Origin of the sequence: Weissella sp. LMG 11983 (assembly GCF_025908495.1) — a bacterium.
GTDB classification, from domain to species: Bacteria; Bacillota; Bacilli; order Lactobacillales; family Lactobacillaceae; genus Weissella; species Weissella fermenti.
Genome location: NZ_JAOZFD010000002.1, coordinates 1 through 24,206 on the forward strand (window position 1 = coordinate 1; position 24,206 = coordinate 24,206).

Sequence of the window (24,206 nt, forward strand, 5' to 3'; positions counted from 1 at the left end):
ATCTGCATCTTGTACAAGTGCACGGGCTACCAAGGCACGTTGACGTTGCCCACCTGAAAGTTCATTTAGCGAACGATTAGCCAAGTGGGCAATATCCATTTTCTCGAGGCATTCTCAACAATTGCTTCTTCAGCCTTACCGACCGAATGCCAACGGGAGATTTGCGATAGCACGCCCATCATCACCAAATCGAAAACATTCACTGGAAAATCTAAGTCCAGGTCGCTTCGCTGGGGAATGTAGGCAAACTTATCGCGACGACAAGCTGACCAGTAACGGGCGAGTCGTCATAAGTGATTGTGCCGGCGGTTGGTTGAATAATTCCTAGAATCGCTTTAATGAGTGTCGACTTACCAGCGCCATTAGGACCGATAATACCGATGAGCTCATTTGGATTAAAAGAAAGGGTCAAATCTGTAAAAACAGGTCCATATTCATAGCCAACCGTCAAGTGATCAACGCTTAACATATGCCATTCCTTTCATGCGTACTTACTTATTCAAAGTAAAAATAGAATAACGAGTAACAATGTAACAGTTTTTGTCCGGAATGACAAATGAAAAAGTCATCATATTATATATGAAATAAATAACATGTTTTATATATCCGAACATTGCTTGTTTAAAAGGACAATCGCAGAAAGAATTCGTCCAATTGTTCCGAGGGTCGCTTTATATGGTAGAATTAACCATTAGAAAAGCGAGTTTGTTGGCATTATTATAGCGAAAGCCAACACGTAATGTGTATTTTGTACACTTAAAAGCTACTATATATAGTAAGGACAGGGAAATATGGGTACAGCTGAGACTTATCAACAGATTACAAAGAAGATGGACGGTCCCTGGCGAGTTCGACCAGAAGCGGGTAATCGTGTTGGCATGTTACAAGAAATTTTGCGCTGGATGGGACATCCTGAAAGCAAGCTGCGTGTGATTTCCACATCGTCGGAACGAATGGTAAGGGTTCAACTGGTGGCCAAAATTTTGGTTACAGCAGGGTACAAGGTTGGGCACTTTTCAACGCCAGAAAATGATCGTGGTTACATCGTCATTCTTGAAGCTGGCGTAGGCGGTGCGCGTGATGCAACCAATGTGATTGAAAAGCCATTGGTCGTGGCCTTTACCAAGATTTCATATGACCACGTTGGTTTGTTGGGTAACGACCTGCTTGAAATTGCGCAAGACAAAGCTGGTGCAATCAAGCCAGGTGCAAGTATCGTCAATTACCCAGGCCAAGATATTGAAGTGTACCACTTGTTGCACGATAAGGCAGAAGAAGTGGGCGCAATTTGGAATCCAAACCCTAAGCCAGTAATTACGATTGTGCAATCGTCACCAAGTGGCTTGGTCTTGAATGCTGATCAATTCGAAGGTTTGAAGTTGTCATTGACTGGTGCGTACCAAGCGAATAATTTGAGTACGGTTTTGCAAATTGTCACGGTCCTTAAGAGTCGTGGCTTTGAAATCAAGGATGTGGACGTCGCTGAAGCCTTGGCCCACGTTAAGATTCAAGGCCGTATGGAATTTGATGCGGAACGCAACATTTTGTATGATGGTGCGCACAACCCAGACGGTATTATCAGTTTGGTTGCGTCAATTCGTTCATGGCACTTGCCATTTAAGCCGGTCGTTGTTTTGGGCTTGCTAAAGGGTAAGAACTACCACGATATGTTGGAAGAATTATTACCACACGTTGATACGGTGATTGCTGTTACGCCTGATTCTGATCGTGCCATGTCAGCTGATGAACTGGCCGCTAAGATTGTGATGATGAGTAACGTTGACGTTGAAATCGCAGACGATCCAAGTGCCGCGATTACGTTGGCGCGTCGTGTTCGTGAATCATCAGAAGCCTTGATTCTGGTTACCGGTTCATTCTACACACTACGCGCGATTGAATCTGAAGGGATGTAAGACATGTTAAAGCGATTGGTAATTGCCTCGAACAATTCACATAAGACAGCAGAAATGGTTGATTATCTGGCGGTTTTGGGTGTTGAAGCGATTAATTATCGTGACCTACATGAGCAAATCACATTTCCAGATGAGACCACTGATGATATGGCTCAAAACGCACGCGTAAAGGCCCAAACAATCCATAAGATTTTGCCAGATGAATACATTTTGGCAGATGATTTAGCGTTGTTTGTACCAGCGATTCCGGATCATTTTGGTGTGACAACGATGCGCGAGTTTCAGGCGCACCAATTACGTGGGGATGCGGAAATTAACGCGTATGTATTAGCGCAGTTGCCAGATGATGCTGACCGAACGGCTTATTTGCAAGCCGATTTTGTCGTCATTGCACCGTCAGGCGAGACGTATTTCAGTCAAGCACGTGGGGGTATCACGTTAGCAACTGAACCGCGCGGTGGTCGCAACGGCTTGGATGAATTAATAGTTACAGAAAATGGTATGACGTTGTCAGAAATCGACATGCCAGAGCGTGTTCATTATGCACACCGTGGTCGCGCTGCCATCATGATTTTGCAACAGCTTAAAGCAGCTGGTGAATGGCAATAATAATAGATAGATAATGAAGAGGAGAGATAGGATAAATGGAACTCACAGCACAACAAATTACTGAGTTGTTGGCCGATCAAGATTTGTTGATTTCAGCGCCGGACTTTGATGGTGAGGTCAAGCATTTAGCCTATAATTCAAATGATGTTGAACCTGAAACGTTGCTCTTTATTAAGGGACGTTTTAAGGCTGAATATTTGACTGACGCCATCCAAAAGGGTGTTAAAGCGTTGGTCGCACCAGAAACTTTTGTCCACGACACAACGCTACCAACGTGGGTGGTTGATGATGTGCCAGCGGCCATGAGTATTTTGAGTATGGCGTTTTACGGCTATCCACAAAACGACCTTGCCTTGATTGGTATCACAGGTACCAAGGGTAAGACATCTGCAACGTACATGGCCTACGAAATGCTACGTGTCGCAACGAACGACAAGGTTGCGTTGTCATCAACGTTGCAAGTGATTACAGGGGCAGACCCAAAGTTCCACTATCGCGCGCACTTGACGACGCCCGAGTCATTAGACCTGTTCCGTTGGATGCGTGAAGCCGTTGATAACGGTATGACGCACATGGTGATGGAAGTATCATCACAAGCCTACAAGATGGAACGCGTTTACGGTTTGCGTTATAACGTGGGTATTTTCTTGAACATTAGTCCAGATCACGTTGGTGAAAACGAACACCCAACGTTCGAGGATTATTTGGAACACAAGATGATGTTGTTTATCACTCAGAACAGATTATTTTGAATGCCGATTTAGATCACTTTAGCGAATTGATTGAACATGCTGAAATGGCTGTGCCACGAGATGGTATTTGGTTATACGGTCGCGAAGATGAGGATTTACCAAAGGCTGACGTTTATTACGAAACGGTCGAAGCTGACTTGCAAGGTAGCACGTTTACGGTCCGTCAAGCTGGTCAACAAGCTGACCGTCTAGGCATTGCCGGCGAATACCACTTGGACATGCCGGGTGACTTCAACCAAGGAAATGCAGTCGCAGCGATGATTGCTGCCCGATTGACGGGTGCTGACCCAGATGCCATGCGTGAAGGACTAGAAGTTGTTAAGATTCCTGGTCGCATGCAAGTGTTGACGTCAGCTAACCACGGAACCATTTACGTGGATTATGCGCATAACTATGCCTCAATCGCTGCTTTGTTGAACTTTGTTCGTCAAAACGAAACGGTCGAAAAGTTGACGATTGTCGTTGGTGCACCTGGAAACAAGGGTGTGTCACGTCGACCTGGTATTGGCCAAGCAGTCAGTGAAGGAGCCGATATGGTCTACCTAACCAGTGATGATCCGCAATTCGAAGATCCAAATGCAATTGCAGACGAAATTCAAGCGGCCATCACTAACAAGGATGTTATGATTAACCGCGAAATGGACCGTACAGTCGCCATTACCGAAGCGATTAAGGCAGCAGGTCCAAACGACGTGGTTGTGTTGACAGCTAAGGGATTGGACGAATACCAAAAGATTGGTGGCGTAGATACACCGTATGAAAACGACTGGGCAGTTGCACAACGTGTTGTTAACGAATTGGAAGCCTAGTTTTTAATCATAAAATTTGGTATAATATACAGAATTGCCGATAGTATCGGTGATTTTTTATGTTTAAAACAGTGAATAAATGCATTAAATGTGCAGAGATTAAAAGGGGATAGTGCCATGGCTAAGGAACCTGCAGAAAATACGTCAGAGTTCGACTTGGGTGACTTCGTTGAAGGTAAGAAGTTTGCCAACTTCGAACACGACTTTAAGGGTATCGTTGAAAAGATTTACGAGCACTCATTGTTGGTCTTGATTACGGAAAATGACCCAGAAGATACAGCGACGGTTAACGAATACAACCACCGCGCCGTTGTCCGCATGTCAGAAACTAAGATTTTGGTGAAGACGGACAACCCAGCACCACGTAAGGCTGATGAAACTGAAGAGGAAGACGAAGAAGAAATTCCTGAAGACATCAAGCTTGAAGATGACGATGCTGAAGAAGAGGAAGAAGAGGAGTAACCGATGGACTACAAGAATCAAGTGGCTCAAGCCGTTGCTGCGGTTGTGCCTGAACTAGATGAAGCAACGATTTTGTCAAAGGTTGAAGTGCCTAAGGATTCATCAATGGGTGATTTTGCCTTTCCAACGTTCTTGTTGGCAAAGGAACGCCACATGGCACCTAACCAAATTGCGGCTGAAGTAGCTGAGGCAATCGATGCGTCAAACTTTAAGCAAGTTGAAGCTGCCGGACCTTACGTTAACTTCTTCTTAAACCAAGAAAACTTTGGTGCCGATGTGTTGCACGCCATCTTGGAAAACCAAGAATACGGTCACAACACGGATGGTGAAGCAGGGCACGTAACGATCGACATGTCATCACCTAACATTGCTAAGCCAATGTCAATGGGTCACTTGCGTTCAACGGTTATCGGAAACTCATTGGCTGAAATTTCAAAGGCCAACGGTTACCAACCAATCAAGATTAACCACTTGGGTGACTGGGGTACGCAATTCGGTAAGTTGATGGTTGCCTACAAGATGTGGGGATCAGAAGCTGAAGTTAAGGCTGACCCAATCAACACGTTGGTTAAGTACTACGTGCGTTTCCACGAAGAAGCTAAGGAAAACCCAGCATTGGATGATGAGGGTCGCGCTTGGTTCAAGAAGTTGGAAGACGGTGATGAGGAAGCTCGTCAATTGTGGTCATGGTTCCGTGAAGAATCATTGAAGGAATTCATGGAGCTTTACGAGACATTGGATATCGAGTTTGACTCATTCAACGGTGAAGCCTTCTACAACGACAAGATGGACGGCGTTATCGACACGTTGAAGGAAGAAGGCTTGTTGGTTGAATCTCAAGGTGCGCAAGTTGTTAACTTGGATAAGTACAACTTGAACGTTGCCATGATTCAACGTACTGACGGTGCCACTTTGTACATGACGCGTGATTTGGCGGCTGCCATCTTCCGTAAGAAGAACTACAACTTCGTGAAGTCATTGTACGTCGTTGGTGGCGAGCAACGTGAGCACTTCTTGCAAATGAAGGCCGTGTTGAAGGAAATGGGTTCCGAGTGGTCAGATGATGTTGAGCACATCCCATTTGGTTTGATTACTGTCGATGGAAAGAAGCTTTCAACGCGTTCAGGACGCATCATCTTGTTGAAGGATGTTTTGAAGGATTCTGTTGAATTGGCTTTGGAGCAAATCGAAGAGAAGAACCCAACTTTGGCAAACAAGGAATTGGTTGCCCACGAAGTTGGAACGGGAGCCGTTGTGTTCCACGACTTGATGAACGAACGTATCGGAAACTTCGACTTTAAGTTGGAAGAAGTGGTTCGTTTCGAAGGTGATACTGGTCCATACGTTCAATACGCAAATGCCCGTGCACAATCAATCTTGCGTAAGGCGGGTAACCCTGAACTTGATTTGTCAGATGTTGTCATCACTGATGAGAACGTTTGGGAGACTGAAAAGTTGTTGGGTGACTTTAACGATGTTGTTCGTCGCGCATGGCGTGATCGCGAACCATCAGTTATCGCAAAGTACGCTTTGAACTTGGCTCGTACGTTCAACAAGTACTACGCTAACTCAAAGATTTTGGCAGACGACGGTCAATTGAACGCACGTTTGGCTTTGGTTACGGCTGTTTCACAAGTCTTGACTGAGTCATTGCGTTTGTTGGGTGTTAAGGCGCCAAAGGAAATGTAATTACGATTAAGGCAGTTGATTTCATTACGAAGTCGACTGCCTTTTTTCATTCGGTTTTAGTAAATGACAATATCAATTGACGTAATTCTCATCTGGGTTTAATATTCTGACATATCTTTTGTCAATGAAATATGGGGGAGAAACGTGACAACTATTGGTATTCCAAGTAATCACTTGAACCATGCAAATCCAAAGCATGGAACAAATTACGTTGATTACACGCAGCAGAATTACACGGCAGCTTTGCGTGAGGCAGGGGCCTTGCCAATTGTCTTTCCAATGGGAACACCAGAGGAAGCGGCTGAATATGTAAATGCAGTCGATGCGGTATTGTTGATTGGTGGGCAAGATATTGGACCACTATTTTACGGTGAAGATCCAACACCTAAGATGGGTGAAACAGATCGCCAACGTGATTTGTTTGAGTTGGCCATCATCGCTGAGGCTCGTAAACAACGAAAGCCGTTGATGGGCATTTGCCGTGGCTCACAAATTTTGAATGTTGCGTTCGGTGGTACCTTGATTCAAGATATCAACACACAATATACGCCGGCGAATGGGCAACCAGTTGTGAAGCACATGCAATATCCGGTTAAGTGGTATGAACCAACACACCGTATTGATGTCATGGCAGGAACCTTTTTGGCGGGGACGTTTGGTGATCAACCGATTGTTAATTCATTCCACCACCAAGGAATTAAGCGCTTGGGGGATGGGTTGATGCCGGCAGCCTATGCGAGCGACGGCACAATTGAGGCATTCCAAACGGAAGACGCGTCAGTCCGCGGTGTGCAATATCACCCAGAAATGATGTTTGATCATGATGCCACACACTTGAAAGTATTCCAAGATTTCGTGGATTATGTTGCTGAACATAAGAATTAAATAGTACTAGACACAGATCGCTCATTGTACATTTTTGTATGATGGGCGAGTTTTTTGAGGAATAGTACGGCAGTGTAAATTTTGTTACAAAATCCGAGAAACCGCGTATTTACTGATATAATTATTTTTGTTGTTTTTTAACAAATAAAAAATTAAAAGTAATATGTATTTCAGGAGAGAGACATGGAAGTCTACGTATTAGCAACGGTGGTTATTATCGTTGCCCTAATCTTTGATGGGGTTAACGGATTCCACGATGCGGCGAATGCAATCGCCACGGCTATTACAACTGGTGCCTTGAAGGCGAAGACAGCAATCATTATGGCTGCTGTGATGAACTTGATTGGTGCCTTGATGGGAACGGCCGTTGCTGCAGTTATCGCACGTGACATCGTTGATATGACGCAGGTGAGCGCCGAGCAACAGTTGTTCTTGGTTATTGCTGCTTTGCTAGGTGCAATTGGTTGGAACTTAATTACGTGGTGGTTTGGGTTGCCATCTTCATCAACACACGCCATTATTGGTGGATTGATGGGAGCTGGTTTGGCTGAACAAATCGCTGGTAACGACGTACACATTAAGTTGGCTAAGGTGGTTGAAAAGGTTATTGATCCAATGGTGTTGTCACCAGTTGTCGGATTTGGACTAGCGCTACTAATCATGGTGATTTTGAATAAGATTATCAAGAAAGCCAATTTGAAGGAAACGGACAAGTTCTTCCGTACAGCACAAATTTTCACGTCAGCTTCATTGGCGTTGGGACACGGTTTGCAAGACGCCCAAAAGTCAATGGGATTGATGTTTATGGCGGCTGCCCCAGTTGGTTTCTTTGGTATTAAGCCAGGGCAAACTGAAATTCCATTCCAAATTATCTTGATGGCATCTTTGGCCATCTCAGTTGGAACAATGGCTGGTGGCCAACGTATCATTCACACGTTGGGAAGTAAGATTACGCTATTGAGCCCACAAAAGGGATTTGTTGCGGAAGCTGTTTCATCAGCAGTGTTGTTCATTTCTGCTTACTTTATTCACGCGCCAATTTCAACGACGCACACGGTCACGTCAGCAATTGCTGGTACGGGTGCCTCTGATGATATTCGTGCCGTGAAGTGGAGCACGTTGAAGAACATTGTGATGGCCTGGATTATTACGGTGCCATCTGCTGGGTTGATTGGTTTCATGTTTGAAGAAATCTTCCGTATGCTATTTATGTAATTAAATATGAAGGACGCTACTTGCCGGCAGGCGGGTAGCGTCTTTTTTTATTGCCGCCCGAACTTAAGGCAGAAAACCGAAAAACCTGTATAATTATAGTTATATATGCAAAAAAAGAGGGATTGAAAACCATGGCATTAAAGAAGCAAGAGCGCCAAGCGTTGATTTTGGATATTTTGTCACGCGAGGTGATTGATTCACAAGAAGGTTTGATGAACTCGCTACAAGCTGCGGGTATTGAAGTGACGCAAGCAACGGTTTCACGCGACATCAAGGAAATGCGCATTGTTCGTCGCGCTGACGGATCGGGTCGTCCACGTTATCAAGTGATGTCAGATGCACCGGTTGTTGATAGCGAGCAAGTGCAAAAGGGCTTTGCCGAAACAGCCGTGTCTGTGACGCGAGTTGAGTTTATGACGGTTGTGAAGACAACGCAAGGTAACGGAAACCGCTTGGCAGCATTGATTGACGCTGCGAACTTGTCAGAAGTCATTGCTACGTTGGCCGGACACAATACAATCTACGTGACCAGCCCATCAGCAGAGGCGGCCGAGAAGTTAGCACAACGCTTTACAAACTGGATGCAATAATATGATGACGCGAATAAAAGCATTTTTCGCGTGGATACGACGGAAATTTGGACCGTTTTGGACACGGTTCCAAATTAATCGTTGGATAGGTGTTGTTATTCTGACGGTAATCTTGGTGATTAGTGTTCTCGGAACATTTGAAGCAAAGACGACAGACGTGTCAGACCTAAAGACACGCCTACAATCATCCACCGAAATATACGATGTTAAAGATAATAAGGCTGGCTCAATTGCTGGTCAAAAGGGTACGTATGTATCCTTTAATAAGATTTCACCGAATGCAGTGAATGCTGTTTTGGCAACTGAGGATCGTAATTTCTATCATGAACCAGGATTCTCAGTGACAGGTATGGCCCGTGGTGCGTTGACGACGGTTTGGTATCGCATTCGTGGTATCAATGCCTCAGCCGGTGGATCAACCATCACACAACAGCTGGTTAAGAACGCGTTCCTGACGCAAAATCAAACGATCACGCGTAAGGTGCGCGAGTTGTTCCTGGCAATCCAGGTTGAAAAGGAATATTCAAAGCACGATATCTTGGCGATGTACTTAAACAATGCTTACTTTGGTCAAGGTGTCTGGGGAATTCAGGATGCGTCACTGAAGTATTTCGGAGTTAACGCTTCGGATTTGTCGGTGACGCAAGGTGCTATGCTGGCGGGGATGTTACAATCACCAAACGGCTATGACCCATTGAATTATCCTAAGAACGCGTTGAATCGTCGTAATCAAGTTTTGCAAAATTTGGTGAACGACAAGAAGTTGAGCCAATCAGAAGCTGATCAATATGCAGCAACTGCGATTGGCGCATCTGACCACAACGTCGATAATTCGAACTATAACTATCCATACTTCTTCGATGCCGTTATTGACGAGGCTATTAACAAATATGGCTTGACTGAATCAGAAATTTTGAACGATGGTTATAAGATTTATACGACGTTAAATCAAACGGACCAACAAAACTTACAAGATGATTATGAGACCAGCTGGTTGAACCCAATTGGTGGGGATTCACAAGCGGCGTCGGTTGTCATGGATGCTAAAACTGGTGGGGTGCGTGCCGTTGTTGGTGGGCGTGGCGAACACGTCTTCCGTGGCTTCAACCGCGCAACGAGCATGTATCGTTCACCTGGTTCAACAATTAAGCCAATTGTTGATTATGCACCATCGCTATCACGTGGGTTTTCGTATGATTCTGAGTTGAAGAATGAGAAGACCAGCTTTGGTACGAATGGTTATTCACCATCAAATTATGCGGATTACACTAGTGAAGATGTTCCAATGTACGTCGCACTTGAAAACTCATACAACATTCCAGCCGTTTGGTTGCTTGACCAAATGGGTGTCTCTGTTGGGTATAACGCAGGAATTAAGGCCGGTTTGCCATTGAAGAAGTCTGACAAGAACTTGGCCATGGGAATCGGTGGATTGCAAAAGGGTGTGACGCCTTTGCAAATGACACAAGCCTACACAAGTTTTGCCAACGATGGGGTGATGAGTCATAGTCACTTCATTACGAAGATTGTGGATTCTTCCGGCAAGGTGATTGTCAAAGCGAAGGAAAAGCAAACGCGTCTTTGGTCAAAGAAGGTCGCTGATGAAATGACATCAATGATGATGGGTGTTTACACGAATGGAACTGGTAAAGCAGCTGATCCATACGGTTACACGGTAGCTGGAAAGACTGGTACAACCGAGGTGACGGGTAGTGATTCAACGGCAACGAACGCCACAGACTCATGGGCAATCGCCTACACACCTGATGTGGTGGTCACAACGTGGACGGGTTATGATTTATCGGCTAACGGTGAAACGATTCCAGTATCACTTGGTATGACAGCTGGACCATTGATGAAGACGACTTTGGAGCAAGTGATTCCAAATACTGATCAAACCGCATTTGGTGTTAAGAGTGTGCGTCAAAAGATGAGCACGGTCACGGGAGAAAGCGGTAAGAGTAGTGGTAGTTCATCATCAAATGGTTTCTCAAACGCCATTGATGGTATTCAATCAGACATCAAGGATGGTGCAAGCCAAGCGTGGTCAAACGTGAAGGACGGTGCGCACGCGGCATGGTCAGGTATTCAAAGTCTGTTTGGTAATTAGCCCCCAAAGTATGCGATAATGGAATTACTAATTTAAAGAAGGATATTAATTAATATGATTAACATTTATGACAACGTAAACGCAGTTGCTGCTGATTTGCGCGAGACGGCCCAATACAAGACTTTGCGTGATGCGGTTGAAGCATTGAACGCCGACACAGCTGCTAAGGATGTGTTCCAACGCTTCCAAGCTGCCCAAATGCAAATCAACCAAGCAATGCAAGCTGGTCAAGAGCCAGAAGCTGCGCAAGTTGCAGAATGGCAAGAAATTGCTGGTGAGATGGACAAGCACGATTCTTTGAAGAAGATGATGGAAGCTGAGCAAGCAGTTAACCAATTGTTGATGGAAATCAACAACATCATCACGAAGCCAATCGCTGAGTTGTACGGCCAAGACTAATTGATATGACAAAGGCGTCGCAAGAAATTGCGGCGCCTTTTCTTGTGGGCAAAGGTTAAGAAACAACGTTAGGTATTTCCTAATATTGACTAATCAGGGATAATAGAACACAAAGACTTTAAGAGGAGTGGTGGACCGCATGAAATTTATTCACGCAGCCGATTTGCACTTGGGTAATCCGTTTGTGGGGTTGGCCAATGTGCCCGCATGGCTACAAAATAATTTGCAAACGGCCAGTGAAACAGCGTTGGCTCGCTTGGTTGATGATGCCGTCGCAGAATCGGTTGACTTCGTTTTGTTGGCTGGTGATTTGTTTGATACGACAACACCTGATACGCGCGCGCAATTGACGTTGGTAACGGCTTTGCAACGCTTGGATGAAGCTAATATTCCGGTTGTGATGGGCTTTGGTAATCACGATTTTGTGCAAGATTGGCAAGCTTTGCCAATTTGGCCGGCAAATGTCACGGTTTTGCCAGCTGATATCACAACTACGCAACTGACGACGACTAACGGAGAACGCGTTGCCATTACTGGCTTTTCGTACACAACGCGTCATATCACGGAAGACATGGCGATTAAGTTCCCGAACAAGCTACCTAGCGTGGCATTTCATATTGGGATGTACCATGGATCGCTTGGTCAAGACGGGACGGGTGATTATGCGCCTTTCAGTTTGGGAGACCTACAAGCACATCATTATGACTACTGGGCATTAGGCCACATTCACGTGCGTCAAACATTGCAAGCAGAACCGTTTGTTGGTTATTCAGGTAGCTTGCAAGGACTTAACCGCAATGAAAGTGGGGCAAAGGGTTATTACTTGGTTGAAAATCAAGGAACCCGCTTGGTACCAGAATTTACGCCAGTAGCGCCTATTGTTTGGACGACACATGAACTAACGTTGACGGGTGACTTAGCCGAAGCAGTTACGCAAATTCGTCGTGAACTAGGGATGCCAGAAGAATTTGAATTGGTGTCGCTAACAGTTAAGACTGACGCGCCGCAATTGTTGTCAATGATTGAAAATGGTCAATTATTGGCTGCACTAACACGTGCATCAAAGTCGAATGATGCGTTCTATGTATTTGATGTCCGGCTGGATAGCTCGCCACTAACAGCGACGTTGCCAGCAGTGGACCGGCATTATTGGGACGAGACGGCTGATGTGGTGTTTAATTTTGACATGTTGCAACGTTTGGGGTTGAAGCAGGTGACTGACGCATCAATTTTGACGTCATTTTTGTCACCTGACATGATGGCCGAAATCAAAGAAGCCGTCGAAACAAAATTACGTGTTGCGGAACAAGGAGGCCAGACGGATGTGGATTAAAAATGCAACCATTGTCGGATTTGGTCAATGGCAACAACAACGTTTTGATTTCGTGGATGGCTTACAAGTTATTCAAGGACTGAATGAAGCAGGGAAGACGACATTGCACCAGTTCTTGTTGGGGATGCTATTTGGATTCCCGCAAGCCAAGGGTCGCAAGGTTAATACTTACGAACCACTGGAGCAAGGCCCATACGGTGGTCATCTGCAATTTGAAGTAGAGGGCACAACGTATGAACTAACTCGTTTGGGACGTACACAAACCACGACGCGCTTGGTAGCGGTTGACACGCAACAAGAATTTGCGGACCCAGAGGGGATGCTAGCTGAGCTCTTAGGACCGGTTGACCGTGACTTGTACCAAGCGGTGTTCAGTTTCGATCAGGATGCGTTGACGCAAATCTTTGCGCTACGTCCTGATGAATTTGCGGAACACTTGCGCTTGCTGGCAACGCCAGGGTCGGAGCAATGGTTAGCAATTGCAAATCAATGGGAGCAAGAGGCGGTGAGCCAATTTGGTGTCACGAAAACAGCTCGTCGCCCGATAAACGAAGCGCTACAAACGTTGCAGACAGCGCAAGATAACTTACAAACAGCTATTGCAGCGCGACCATCCTTGCGTACTTTGTCTGAACAACAACAGGCTGCTCAAGCACGTTTAGACTCGCTAACTGAGCGCCAACGTAATCTATCAACTGATTTGTCATCACAAGCAAAGCAACAACAGCTGGTACCGATTTATCAACGTTGGCAACAACTCACAACTCAACTTGCAGATGCGCCAGAACCAATCGACACCCGCTTGGCTGAGGAGGCCGAGCAGGTACAGCAACAATTGTTGGCGCTAGAAACCGTGTCGGTTGAAGCGACAGTTACTGATGAACAATTAGATGACGCTACCCAAGCGGTTAATGCGTTGGACCAATTGAATCAGCAGCAACGTGAAGCTGCTCGGCGTCAAGCGGATATACAAAACCAAACGAGTTTGTTATTGGCAAAGTACCGCTGGCAAGTGTTCCCACCAGAGCTCACGCCATTCCAAGTGAACCAGTTGCAAGGTGGGCCACAAATTGCAGTTTCTGGCCAATACCAGCGCGCCGGTATTGGGGCAATCGCGTTTGGAATTGTTGCCGGATTGGGTTTGATTCTTGGTCACCAAGTTTTGCCGGGAATCTTAGCAATTATCCTATTAGGTGCAATTGGGGCATTCCTATTCTTTAAATTGCCTAAGCGGGTAACGGCATCAACTGATTTGCCAGCCGAATACGGTGATATGACACCGGAGATGGTGTTGAATGCGCAACCTGATGTGCGTTTAGGTCACCAAATGGCGCAACAGCTAGCTGATTTGATGGCTGCGCAACAAGCTGTCATGCCACAACAAAAGGCATTGGAAGAGAAGTTGGCTTGGTTAGGATATCAATTGTCTGAAAGTGATTATCGTCAAAAGTTAGCTGAGTTGCGGGCAAATAACCGCACGGCTGACCAACAAGTGGTGCAGAAGGCCAAACTTCAGCAACGATTGAATGAGTTGTTGCAAGTTTTGGGCGTCACATCCGTTGGTGAACTATTGCAACAACGTGAACTGGCAGCCCGCACCCAAGCCATGATGCAAGAAGCTGATTTGTTGCGAGAACAACTTGGGGATGCTGATTTGAATGCGTTGGCCACTGCCAGTGATACGGTGGATGACACTGATCCATCAGCAGTGACGTTACGTTTGCAAGAAGAAGTGAATGAGGTGCAACAAACACTGGCTCGTTTGGAAGCCCAACAACAGCGTTTGTTGACGGATACGTCAATCGAAACCCAACAACAGCAAATCGCGGACCAAACAGCGGCTATCACAGCTGACTTGAAGGCTTATTTCGTGAACCGTTTGGCTAATGAATGGGTTGCTAAAACGTTGGATGCCGCCATTGGTGACCGATTCCCACAATTGATTCACTATGCCGGCGATTTGTTGCAACGCTTAACGCAAGGAAACTATACGCAAATTTCACAAACAAAGACTTTAATTAAAGTGACGCGTCATGATGGGGCAATCTTTAATGTCAGTCAGCTATCAAAGGGTGCAGCGGAACAAGTTTATGTTGCTTTGCGCCTAGCATTTGTGCAAGCCGTTAAGGAGAGCATTCAATTGCCACTATTAATTGATGATGCGTTTGTAGACTTTGATCGTGAACGTCGCCAAGCCATGATTGACATGCTACAAGAAATGGCGGGTAACCAACAACAGGTCTTGTATTTCACGGCACATCAAGTTGCCGCGGATCATGTATTGGATTTGAATGAACTGAAGGGGGCTTCGAAATGACAGAAGCAAAACAACTAAAAGAATATCAAGTTGATGAACGAATGGAAATTTACGTCCTATTGAAGGAAGTTGATCCACGAGTGACGCAACAAGGTAAGCGTTACTTGGCAGTTTCGGTTGCGGACCGTTCAATGGAAATCCGCGGGATGAAGTGGGATGCGACGCAAGAAGAAGCGAACACTTTAAAGAGCGGTATGGTTGTCTTTATGACAGCGGTTCGCCAAATTTATCAAGATAAGCCACAATTGAAGGTACTGTCTTTGCGACCAACGCATGCCGGTGAACCACAAGATCCAGCTGACTTTATGAGTGCGGCGCCAATGAAGGCCTCTGAAATGGAAGAAGAAGTTTCAGCAATTTTGTTCCAAATCACGAACGCCACTTGGCAACGTATCGTGCGTCACTTAATTGCTAAGTACCACGACCAGTTTTACAAGTATCCAGCAGCAAAGAGTAATCACCACGCATTTGCAGGTGGGTTAGGATTCCATACACTCTCAATCGTACATTTGGCGCAAGCAGTGGTGAAGCAATATCCTGGCTTGGATGCAAGCTTGCTATACGCCGGTGCCTTACTTCATGATTTGGGCAAGGTAATTGAATTGACGGGGCCAATCGCCACACAATATACGACAGCTGGTAACCTCATTGGACACATCGTCTTGATTGATGAGCAAATTGTCTTGGCCGCCAATGAAATGAACATGGATTTATACAGTGAAGAGATGCTGTTGTTGCGTCACACTGTTTTGGCCCACCACGGCTTGATGGAATATGGTTCGCCGGTTCGTCCAGTTGTTAAGGAAGCCAACATTTTGCACCAACTTGATGAATTGGATGCTAATATTCAAAGTTTTGATAATGCCTTGGCAGAAACGGAACCGGGTGAGTTCTCACAACGTCAGTGGGCATTGGATAACCGGTCAGTTTACAAGCCAACTAAATAAGCATAACCAAAGGAGTCGTTTTGACTCCTTTTTTGTTACATTTGAAATATTTAGCCGCTAAATTGTCCTGTTTTATGGCAACTTACTTTCCGTAACTTTACAATTTTTGGATTTACGAAAAATTTTTGATAATTAATGTTAAACTACTTTAGTTTAGTAAGAAAACATTAAGAGAAGTGGAGAAAAGAAAAGGGCATGTACGAGTGGTTATTTGATCATATAGTTAATTTTTTGGTATTGGTTCCGGTCTCATACCCAATTATTGGGGGAATGGCGTTTATTGTTTCAAGTATTTATCAACGCATTTTCAATGAGCGTCGCCAATTACCAAATTATGTAGAAGGAGAAACGCCGTTTGTTTCAATATTTGTGCCAGCGCATAACGAAGAAGCATCGATTGAATCAACGGTTGTTTATTTGGCAACGCAGCTAAATTATCCGGATACGTCCTATGAAATTATTGTGATTGATGATGGGTCAACCGACCGTACACCTGACATCTTGAAAGTGTTACAAACACGCTTCCCTGAAAAACTACGTGTTCTGACAGTTGTTGATAATCGTGGTAAAGCACACGGATTCAATATCGCATTAGGTTACGCGCAGGGTGAGTTTATTTTGTCTAATGATGCTGACACGAAGCCGGAAGCAGATGCGTTGTGGAAGTACATCTCATACTTTGAGCGCGAAGGTGGGCAAAACGTTGGCGCTGTTACTGGTAACATGCTGGTTTCTAATCGCACAACGATGACAGCTTTGGCGCAAATGAATGAATTGAATTCTATTGTGGGCATGATTAAGCGTTCACAAATGGCATATGGTGGCTTGTTTGCTTTCTCAGGAGCTAATACGATGTATCGCAAAGCTGCAGTGTTTGACGTTGGTGGGTTCCAAGCTGAGCAACCAACGGAAGATATTGCGATTGCTTGGGATATGCAAATCAATGGGTGGAAGGCCTTGTTTGCACCGCACATCCGATTCTTCTTGGATATGCCGGAAACGCTACGTGCAATGTTTAAGCAACGTCGCCGTTGGGCATCAGGCGGAATCTATGTGCTACTAACGAAAACTAGCGCATTGCTACAACATCCAATCAAGCACCTGTCAAACTTGCCGATCGTGATTGATTACGCCTTTAGTATCGTTTGGAGTTTCTTTTACTGGGTTTCAATGTTGTTGTTCATCGCATTGGAAGTTTATTTCTTTGCGACGGGTAATATGGAACGTTTCGTGCACGGCTGGTACATGGTTGCCATGTTTGTCACGATTGAATTTGCCGTCGGAATTATTCAAGGTGTACTTTCATCTTATATGAACGATGGTGGGAAGACTTTGAAGTATCTTTTGTTCCTGCCTTGGTATTTGATGATTTATTGGATGGTCAATACTGCCGCAATGGTAACGGAATCAGTGCCAACCTTCTTAAAAGTGTTATCTGGTGATGAAGGCGGTGTTTGGAAGTCGCCTAAGCGTTCACAAAGTTTGGCAGCTGTTAATGAGGAGTTAAGTCATGGAAAGTAAATATAATCGTACGGTGGCTGCACCAAGCTACGTGAAAAAAGAATCGAATGAAGATGCCGTCACGGTTGATTGGTTCTTTGGTAAAGGGCACATCGGCACTAAGATTTGGCAAGCCATCTTAATGGTAATCGGTGTTTTCTTCGCTGCTTTGCCAATCTATATCACAGTTAAAACGATGCTGGCAACGTATATGAAGAAGGGTGAAACAGTCTGGTCATATCGTGAAGGATTTAAGATGTGGCAAGATGCAACGCATTTTTTCTTTCAAATGTTGATTTTCTTCGTCGTTATTTTCTTGGTGTTGTACATCATTAATGTTCTTCGTGCGCGTCATGAACGAAAGGGATTAACTGTTGATGCTGAACGAGTTGCGTATCGCATGTCATTAGCTGAAGAAATGTATGACAGCAAATACGGACCACGTGCTTTCCGTATGCAACGTCAGAATATTCGTGTGGCGGGTTATGATGATGTGGAAACTTATGAGTTGCGTGACCGCATTAAGTATTTTGAAATGACGGACGGTGAATAAACATGACACAAACAGATGCAGAAATTATTGAACACATGAAGCTGCGTGAGTTGAACATGAAGCACCGTCAAGTTACGGCAAATAAGATTTTCCGTATGCAAAAGCGCGTCCGACAAGTGACGATGCTAGTTTTGTCACTTGTAAGTTCAGTGGCTTTATTGGCGCTGTTTTTGTTCTCACCACTGGATGTGCACGATCGCTTGCAATATCTGCCAAAAGTCGATGTGTTGATTTTCTTCATTCTCCTTTGGGTGACGGCTTTCATTTGGAACAAGTTGGGCAACGTTGGACCACTTAAGCGTTTCTTCCAGCGCGAGGCTAGCAAGATTCGTCGTCGTTATTCAGGTGAATTGCACGCTGGTCGTCGTTGGATCCAGTTCTATTACAAAGGGCGTGATATCGGACCGTTGATTCCACAGATTTTGTATTACGTGGATAGTGAGCATGAGTTTGATTCAATTGATGAAGCAATTGCTCACATTGACAAAGGGGTTGCCAAGCAACAATTAGCCGGTATTGGCAAGTTTCAACGTTATGCTAAGATGACAAATCGCGTCATCATTTCTTCTGTACAAGAATTGGGCCAACCAAGCAGCCGGTTGATGCGTTTTGTGAAGGTGCCTGACCGACCAAATGTTTGGTTGATGGCCTCAGCACCTGATACGCCTAAGATTGCCGAAATGACAAACAGCAAGGTGGCAATTTTTACACCACCAACTCGTGATGGGGCAACAATTAGCAGTAACAATGTGAGCGTGGTTCGGGCGGATTATCACTTGGATGCTGTGGCAGATTTGTTCCGTGATCAAATCCATGGCTTCTTGGATGGCATGACGGAAGCTGATTTGGCAACTGAAGTTATCTTTGAAATGACTATTCACAGTGCCAAATTGGACACTTGGACTGACCATTCACTAGCTGTCCTAGATGAAAATGGCTATTTATAGTATGTAGAAAGGATGTATAACGCGTGCTTGTGACGTGTTGTACATTCTTTTTGTTAATAAAATGTACCAGTACAGGGATAATGAGAAAAAACTTTACGCCGAAAACGTTTGCATTGTGAAAGGTTTTTACATAAAATAGTAAAGTACTATTCAGAAGTAATTAAGATTAGTGAAGATTTGAGAGGTCTTACAATGGAATACTTGATCGGAGTTGACTTGGGGACAACGTCAACTAAGGCTGTTTTGTTTGACACTGAAGGGCATGTTATTGCCAGTGCAAACAAGGGTTACAAGCTTTACCGTGACGAACCAGACATGGCCGAAGAGGACCTAAACGAAATTTGGGAAGCCTTCGTTGATGCTATGACTGAGGTCGTTCGCGGTGCAAACGGTGGCAAGATTTTGGGTGTATCATTCAGTTCTGCAATGCACTGATTGATTGCTTTCGACAAGGATTGGCAACCATTGACACGCGTTATCACTTGGGCTGATACGCGCGCTGTTAAGTACACGGAAGAGTTGAAGTCAACTGGCTTGGGCCAAGAGATTTACAGCAAGACGGGTACGCCAATTCACCCAATGGCACCTTTGTCAAAGATGTTGTGGTTGAAGAACGAAAAGCCAGATATCTACAACAACGCTGCCCACTACTTGGGAATTAAGGAATACTTGTTCAACCGTTTGTTCGGTGCCAACAAGATGGATATTTCAATTGCTTCAGGAACAGGAATGTTCAACATCTTCAACTTGGATTGGGATGAACAAGCCTTGGAAGTGACTGGTATCAAGAAGGAGCAAATGCCACAACCAGTTGAGCCATACGAGATTGAGCGTGGCATGGTTGCGGAATACGCTGCTGTTATGGGCTTGGATATCGACACACCATTCGTTTATGGTGCTGGTGATGGTCCTTTGTCAAACTTGGGTGTTAACGCTGTGCAACCTGGTGTTGCCGCTGTGACGATTGGTACGTCAGGTGCCATCCGTGTCGTAACTGATGCACCTAAGATTGATCCAAAGGGACGTACGTTTACGTATGCCTTGGACAAGGATCACTGGGTTGTCGGTGGACCAGTTAACAACGGTGGAGATGTCTTCCGTTGGGCCCGTGACAAGATGTTTGACGCCGAGAAGTCAACGGCTGCCTTGATGGGTGTTGATACGTATGACTTGTTGACGGAAATTGCTTCAAAGATTCCTGCCGGTGCTGATGGTTTGCTATTCCACCCATACTTGGGTGGTGAGCGTGCCCCAATCTGGGACGCCAACGCCCGTGGTTCATTCTTCGGATTGACGCACAACCACACGCGTGCCCACATGGTTCGCGCGGTGCTAGAAGGTATCATCTTCAACATCTACATGGTTGCTTTGGCCCTTGAAGAAGTTGTTGGTGATTTGAAGTCAGTGCAAGCAACTGGTGGATTTGCTCGTTCAGCTTTGTGGCGTCAAATGACAGCCGACATCTTTGAGCAACCAGTTACGGTGCCAACGGCCTTCGAGTCAGGAGCTTTGGCTGCTACTGTTATGGCACAAAAGGCTTTGGGAATGGTTGATAGCTTGGATGTTATCGGCGACATGGTCGGTGATTCAAACACGTACGATCCAAACCCAGAAAACTACGAAGCTTACCGTGAGTTGACGCCAATCTTTATTCGTTTGGCACGTCAATTGCAAACGGAGTACGCAAACATTGCGAACTTCCAACGTAAGCACGTAAACAAGGGCGATAAGTAGTCCTGAGCGAAAAGCAGATAAAAAATAAAATATTGCTCACAGTGCATGACAATTTGCCGGTACTGTGAGCAATCGTTTTTAATAGATAATTTACCTACTTAAGGAGTAAACGATGGAATTCGTTATGTTGGCAATTTCAATTTTGATTTTGCTTGTTTTGATTGTTAAGTTCAAGTTGAACACGTTCGTATCATTGGTTGTTACGGCGTTCATCTTGGCATTGCTATTGGGTATGAACCCAATGGATGTTCCAAACGCTGTATTGGGCGACCAAGGTATGGGAAATATCTTGGGTTCAAACTCAGTTATCTTCATCTTCGGTGGAATGATCGGACGATTGGTTGCCGATGCCGGTGGTTCATACCGAATCGCTAAGACGTTGATTAACTGGTTTGGAATCAAGCGTTTGCAATGGGCTGTTTTGATTGCTTCATTCATCATCGGAATTTCAATGATTTTCGGTGTTGGAATGGTGCTTTTGATTCCTATCGTATTCGCGGTGGCCATCGAAGCCGGTGTGCCTTTGCTTTACTTGGGAATCTCAATGACGGCTGCCTTGTCATCAGCACAAGGATTCTTGCCTCCACAGCCAGCTCCAACGGCCGTGGCTATGTCATTGGGTGCTAACATTGGTTTGACGTTGATTCTTGGTTTGATTGTGTCAGTTATTACGGCCGTTGTTGCGGGTCCTTTGTTCACAAAGTTAGCTCAAAAGTACGCCCCTGACGCATTCCAATTTAAGACGGAAATCAAGGCAGTTGGTGAAGTTAAGGAATACGAGTTGGACAAGACGCCATCATTCTTCTTGTCAGTTATCACGTCAGTATTCCCATTGATCTTCATGATCATCGCAACGGTTTACAAGATGATCTACACGGGTGGTGTTACCCCAAAGAACCCATCAAACTTCGATAAGGTTGTTGAGTTCTTGGCAACGCCAGCTGTTGCTATGACGATTGCTTTGATCTTTGCCATCTTCTCAATGGGTGTATGGCAAAAGAAGTCAGCACAATCAATCGGTGCATCATTGAACAACGGTATGAGCGCAGTTGCTGGTATCTTGTTGATCGTCGGTGGTGGAGGAGCATGGCGTGGTGTCTTGGTAAACGGTGGTTTGTCAGACAAGGTTGCCTCAATCTTCTCAGCTAACGGTCACATGTCAGCTATCACGGTGATTATCTTCGCCTGGGCAGTTGCTGCTGTATTGCGTATCTCAGTTGGTTCAGCTACGGTTGCTGGTATGACGGCGGCTGGTATCGTATTGTCAATCGTGCAATCACAACACAACCCAACGTTGTCAGTTTTGGTTGCCTTGGCAATCGGTGCCGGATCATTGATCGCATCACACGTTAACGACGCTGGATTCTGGATTTTCCAAGAATTCTTCGACTTGTCAATCAAGCAAACGTTCCAAATCTGGACTGTTTTGGAAACGATTATTTCATTGACGGGTATGGTTGTTATCTTGGCAATGGCAGTTATCTTGCTATAACGAAATAAACATTCAATTAAGGCTCACATGGCATTTGCTGTGTGGGCCTTTTTGTGGTTTGTGTTGTGCTAGCGCACAAATCGTTTTGGAACAATTCGGAGCACCGCCACCCCAACCAACCCACATGCTTCGGCGCGTAAGCGACGACCCAAAATCAACATTAATTTTAAGAAACAAAAATAACCATAAGCCCAAAATACAACCAATATCCCGTATAGAAAGCAAACCAAAATATCGGACTTTTTTTATTCTGATATCCCGACAATGAAATAACTCTGATTAAAAATTTAATGAACTTATTACCCGCAAGCGCTTACAAAAGGTGTACAATATTTAAGTTAACTTATGAAATCGTTTTCATGAGCAGAACACATTTGAGATATTTTTTAATTGAGAAGGGGTAAGACGAGATGCTTACATTACTCGCTGGCCTAACTACTGATCCTAAGACAGGATTATTCCAATGGATGACAAACGGCTTTAACGTTTGGCCATTCTTGATTTTGGTAGTTGGTATTGCATTGTTGCTATTTTTGATTTTGAAGGCCAAGATTAACACATTCGTTGCGTTGATCATTACTTCAATTTTGGTCGCCTTGGGCTTGGGAATGAACCCGGCCGGAATCGCTGATGCCTTGAAGAATGGTATCGGTGGTACGATGGGTGAGTTGGTCATTGTCTTTGGGTTTGGATCAATGATCGGTCGCTTGGTTTCAGATGCTGGTGGATCATACCGCATCGCTTCAACTTTGATTAACAAGTTTGGTAAGTCAAAGTTGCAATGGGCGGTTGCCGGTGCATCATTCATCATCGGAATTTCATTGCTATTTGAAGTTGGTTTGGTTGTTTTGATTCCTATCGTCTTCACAATCGCTTTGGAAGCCGGGGTATCATTGCTTTACTTGGGAATTCCAATGGCTGCTGCCTTGTCAGCTGCGCAAGGATTCTTGCCACCACAGCCATCACCAACTGCAGTTACGAACGCATTGGGTGCTAACATCGGTGTCGTATTGATGTACGGTATCATCGTTGCCATCGTCGCAATGTTGGTTGCTGGACCTTTGTTTACACGTTTGATCCAAAAGGTTGAGCCAAAGGCATTTAAGATTACTAAGAAGCTTGATGCTATTGGTGAAGTTAAGACCTTTAAGTTGGAAGACACACCATCATTTGGCTTGTCACTTGTTACATCATTGATGCCTGTGTTCTTCATGTTGATTTCAACGATTTACACGTTGGCTCACAACGGCGGAAAGCAAGTTTACAGTGGTATGGTTGGTGATGCAGCATGGAAGGCTTTGACGCCTGCTGCACAACACGGTTACTTGACTGACCCAACGGTGCTTGACCGCATCATCGCCATGCTTGGTAACCCAGTTATCGCCATGGTTATCGCAATGGCCTTTGCTATTTGGTCAATGGGACCAAAGCAAGGACGTACGATGGGCGAAGTTGGTTCATCAATGTCAGAAGCTTTGAAGTCAATCGCTAACTTGTTGATGGTTATCGGTGGTGGCGCTGCCTTTAAGGGTATCTTGACTGCTGGTGGTATCTCAACTGCTATTGCTTCAGCATTCTCACACACGTCATTGTCACCAATCATCTTCGCATGGTTGATTGCCGTTATCTTGCGTGTCTCAGTTGGATCAGCTACGGTTGCTGGTTTGACGACTGCCGGAATCGTCGCACCATTGGTTGCTAACCAAACGGCTGTTAACCCAGCCTTCGTGGTATTGGCAATCGGTGCCGGTTCATTGGCTGCTTCACACGTTAACGATGCCGGCTTCTGGATGTTCAAGGAATTCTTTGACTTGGATGTGCCACAAACGTTGAAGATTTGGACAGTGCTTGAAACAATTATTTCAGTTGTTGGATTGATTGTTATCTTGATTTTGTCAGCATTGTTCTCATAGGATTTTTACTTACTTCTGACGTCAATTCACAAAAAGC

General features: G+C 45.0%; 17 protein-coding genes and 4 pseudogenes. 19 read left to right on the forward strand and 2 right to left on the reverse strand.

Going from position 1 to position 24,206, the window contains the following annotated elements:
* Both OIT45_RS12585 and OIT45_RS09560 read right to left on the reverse strand, forming a co-directional pair.
* Positions 1-99: pseudogene (locus OIT45_RS12585) on the reverse strand (manganese ABC transporter ATP-binding protein); the annotation flags it as partial.
* A gap of 112 nt (positions 100-211) precedes the next feature.
* On the reverse strand, positions 212-469 hold the full coding sequence (locus OIT45_RS09560; RefSeq protein ID WP_264340037.1) for an ATP-binding cassette domain-containing protein: 258 nt from the start codon (positions 467-469) through the stop codon (positions 212-214).
* A gap of 322 nt (positions 470-791) precedes the next feature.
* On the opposite strand from OIT45_RS09560, the pseudogene OIT45_RS09565 reads away from it, so the two are divergent.
* The 19 genes and pseudogenes from OIT45_RS09565 to OIT45_RS09655 all read left to right on the forward strand — a co-directional run bounded on the left by OIT45_RS09565 (position 792) and on the right by OIT45_RS09655 (position 24,169).
* Positions 792-1,913, forward strand: a pseudogene (locus tag OIT45_RS09565) (bifunctional folylpolyglutamate synthase/dihydrofolate synthase).
* 3 nt (positions 1,914-1,916) lie between these two features.
* Positions 1,917-2,522, forward strand: coding sequence for a non-canonical purine NTP pyrophosphatase (locus tag OIT45_RS09570; protein ID WP_264340039.1), 606 nt, complete (start codon positions 1,917-1,919; stop codon positions 2,520-2,522).
* A 35-nt stretch (positions 2,523-2,557) separates the two neighbouring features.
* Positions 2,558-4,083, forward strand: a pseudogene (locus OIT45_RS09575) (UDP-N-acetylmuramoyl-L-alanyl-D-glutamate--2,6-diaminopimelate ligase).
* A gap of 117 nt (positions 4,084-4,200) precedes the next feature.
* Entirely contained in the window at positions 4,201-4,545 is a 345-nt protein-coding gene (locus tag OIT45_RS09580; protein WP_071707534.1) for a hypothetical protein, read from the forward strand.
* A gap of 3 nt (positions 4,546-4,548) precedes the next feature.
* Positions 4,549-6,234, forward strand: coding sequence for an arginine--tRNA ligase (gene argS / locus OIT45_RS09585; RefSeq protein WP_199403665.1), 1,686 nt, complete (start codon positions 4,549-4,551; stop codon positions 6,232-6,234).
* 144 nt (positions 6,235-6,378) lie between these two features.
* Positions 6,379-7,119, forward strand: coding sequence for a gamma-glutamyl-gamma-aminobutyrate hydrolase family protein (locus OIT45_RS09590; RefSeq protein WP_161690557.1), 741 nt, complete (start codon positions 6,379-6,381; stop codon positions 7,117-7,119).
* Between the two features lie 183 nt (positions 7,120-7,302).
* A complete protein-coding gene (locus OIT45_RS09595; protein ID WP_135798080.1) occupies positions 7,303-8,334 on the forward strand; it encodes an inorganic phosphate transporter in 1,032 nt (343 codons plus the stop codon).
* A 131-nt stretch (positions 8,335-8,465) separates the two neighbouring features.
* Complete coding sequence (locus OIT45_RS09600; protein WP_135798079.1) at positions 8,466-8,924, forward strand: arginine repressor; 459 nt, start codon at positions 8,466-8,468, stop codon at positions 8,922-8,924.
* Between the two features lies 1 nt (position 8,925).
* Positions 8,926-11,034 (forward strand): transglycosylase domain-containing protein, encoded by a 2,109-nt coding sequence (locus tag OIT45_RS09605; RefSeq protein ID WP_264340040.1) that lies wholly within the window; start codon positions 8,926-8,928, stop codon positions 11,032-11,034.
* A 54-nt stretch (positions 11,035-11,088) separates the two neighbouring features.
* Positions 11,089-11,433, forward strand: a complete 345-nt coding sequence (locus tag OIT45_RS09610; RefSeq protein WP_199403663.1) for a YlbF family regulator — start codon at positions 11,089-11,091, stop codon at positions 11,431-11,433.
* 139 nt (positions 11,434-11,572) lie between these two features.
* Positions 11,573-12,766: a metallophosphoesterase family protein gene (locus OIT45_RS09615; protein WP_199403662.1), complete on the forward strand. Its 1,194-nt coding sequence runs from the start codon at positions 11,573-11,575 to the stop codon at positions 12,764-12,766.
* The gene (locus tag OIT45_RS09620; protein WP_199403661.1) at positions 12,756-15,083 is read left to right on the forward strand and encodes an ATP-binding protein; all 2,328 of its coding nucleotides are present in this window, start codon (positions 12,756-12,758) and stop codon (positions 15,081-15,083) included. The genes OIT45_RS09615 and OIT45_RS09620 overlap by 11 nt, the downstream gene beginning before the upstream one ends.
* A complete protein-coding gene (locus OIT45_RS09625; protein WP_135798075.1) occupies positions 15,080-16,030 on the forward strand; it encodes a 3'-5' exoribonuclease YhaM family protein in 951 nt (316 codons plus the stop codon). The genes OIT45_RS09620 and OIT45_RS09625 overlap by 4 nt, the downstream gene beginning before the upstream one ends.
* 270 nt (positions 16,031-16,300) lie before the next feature.
* A complete protein-coding gene (locus OIT45_RS09630; RefSeq protein WP_264330141.1) occupies positions 16,301-17,551 on the forward strand; it encodes a glycosyltransferase in 1,251 nt (416 codons plus the stop codon).
* Positions 17,541-18,083, forward strand: a complete 543-nt coding sequence (locus OIT45_RS09635) for a hypothetical protein (protein WP_161690545.1) — start codon at positions 17,541-17,543, stop codon at positions 18,081-18,083. The genes OIT45_RS09630 and OIT45_RS09635 overlap by 11 nt, the downstream gene beginning before the upstream one ends.
* Positions 18,084-18,085: 2 nt before the next feature.
* Positions 18,086-19,030, forward strand: coding sequence for a hypothetical protein (locus tag OIT45_RS09640; RefSeq protein WP_264340041.1), 945 nt, complete (start codon positions 18,086-18,088; stop codon positions 19,028-19,030).
* A gap of 192 nt (positions 19,031-19,222) precedes the next feature.
* A pseudogene (gene gntK / locus OIT45_RS09645) lies at positions 19,223-20,764 on the forward strand (gluconokinase).
* Positions 20,765-20,876: 112 nt separating this feature from the next.
* Complete coding sequence (locus OIT45_RS09650; RefSeq protein ID WP_199403658.1) at positions 20,877-22,256, forward strand: gluconate:H+ symporter; 1,380 nt, start codon at positions 20,877-20,879, stop codon at positions 22,254-22,256.
* A 410-nt stretch (positions 22,257-22,666) separates the two neighbouring features.
* A complete protein-coding gene (locus tag OIT45_RS09655; protein WP_112464080.1) occupies positions 22,667-24,169 on the forward strand; it encodes a gluconate:H+ symporter in 1,503 nt (500 codons plus the stop codon).
* The last annotated feature ends 37 nt before the right edge of the window (positions 24,170-24,206 follow it).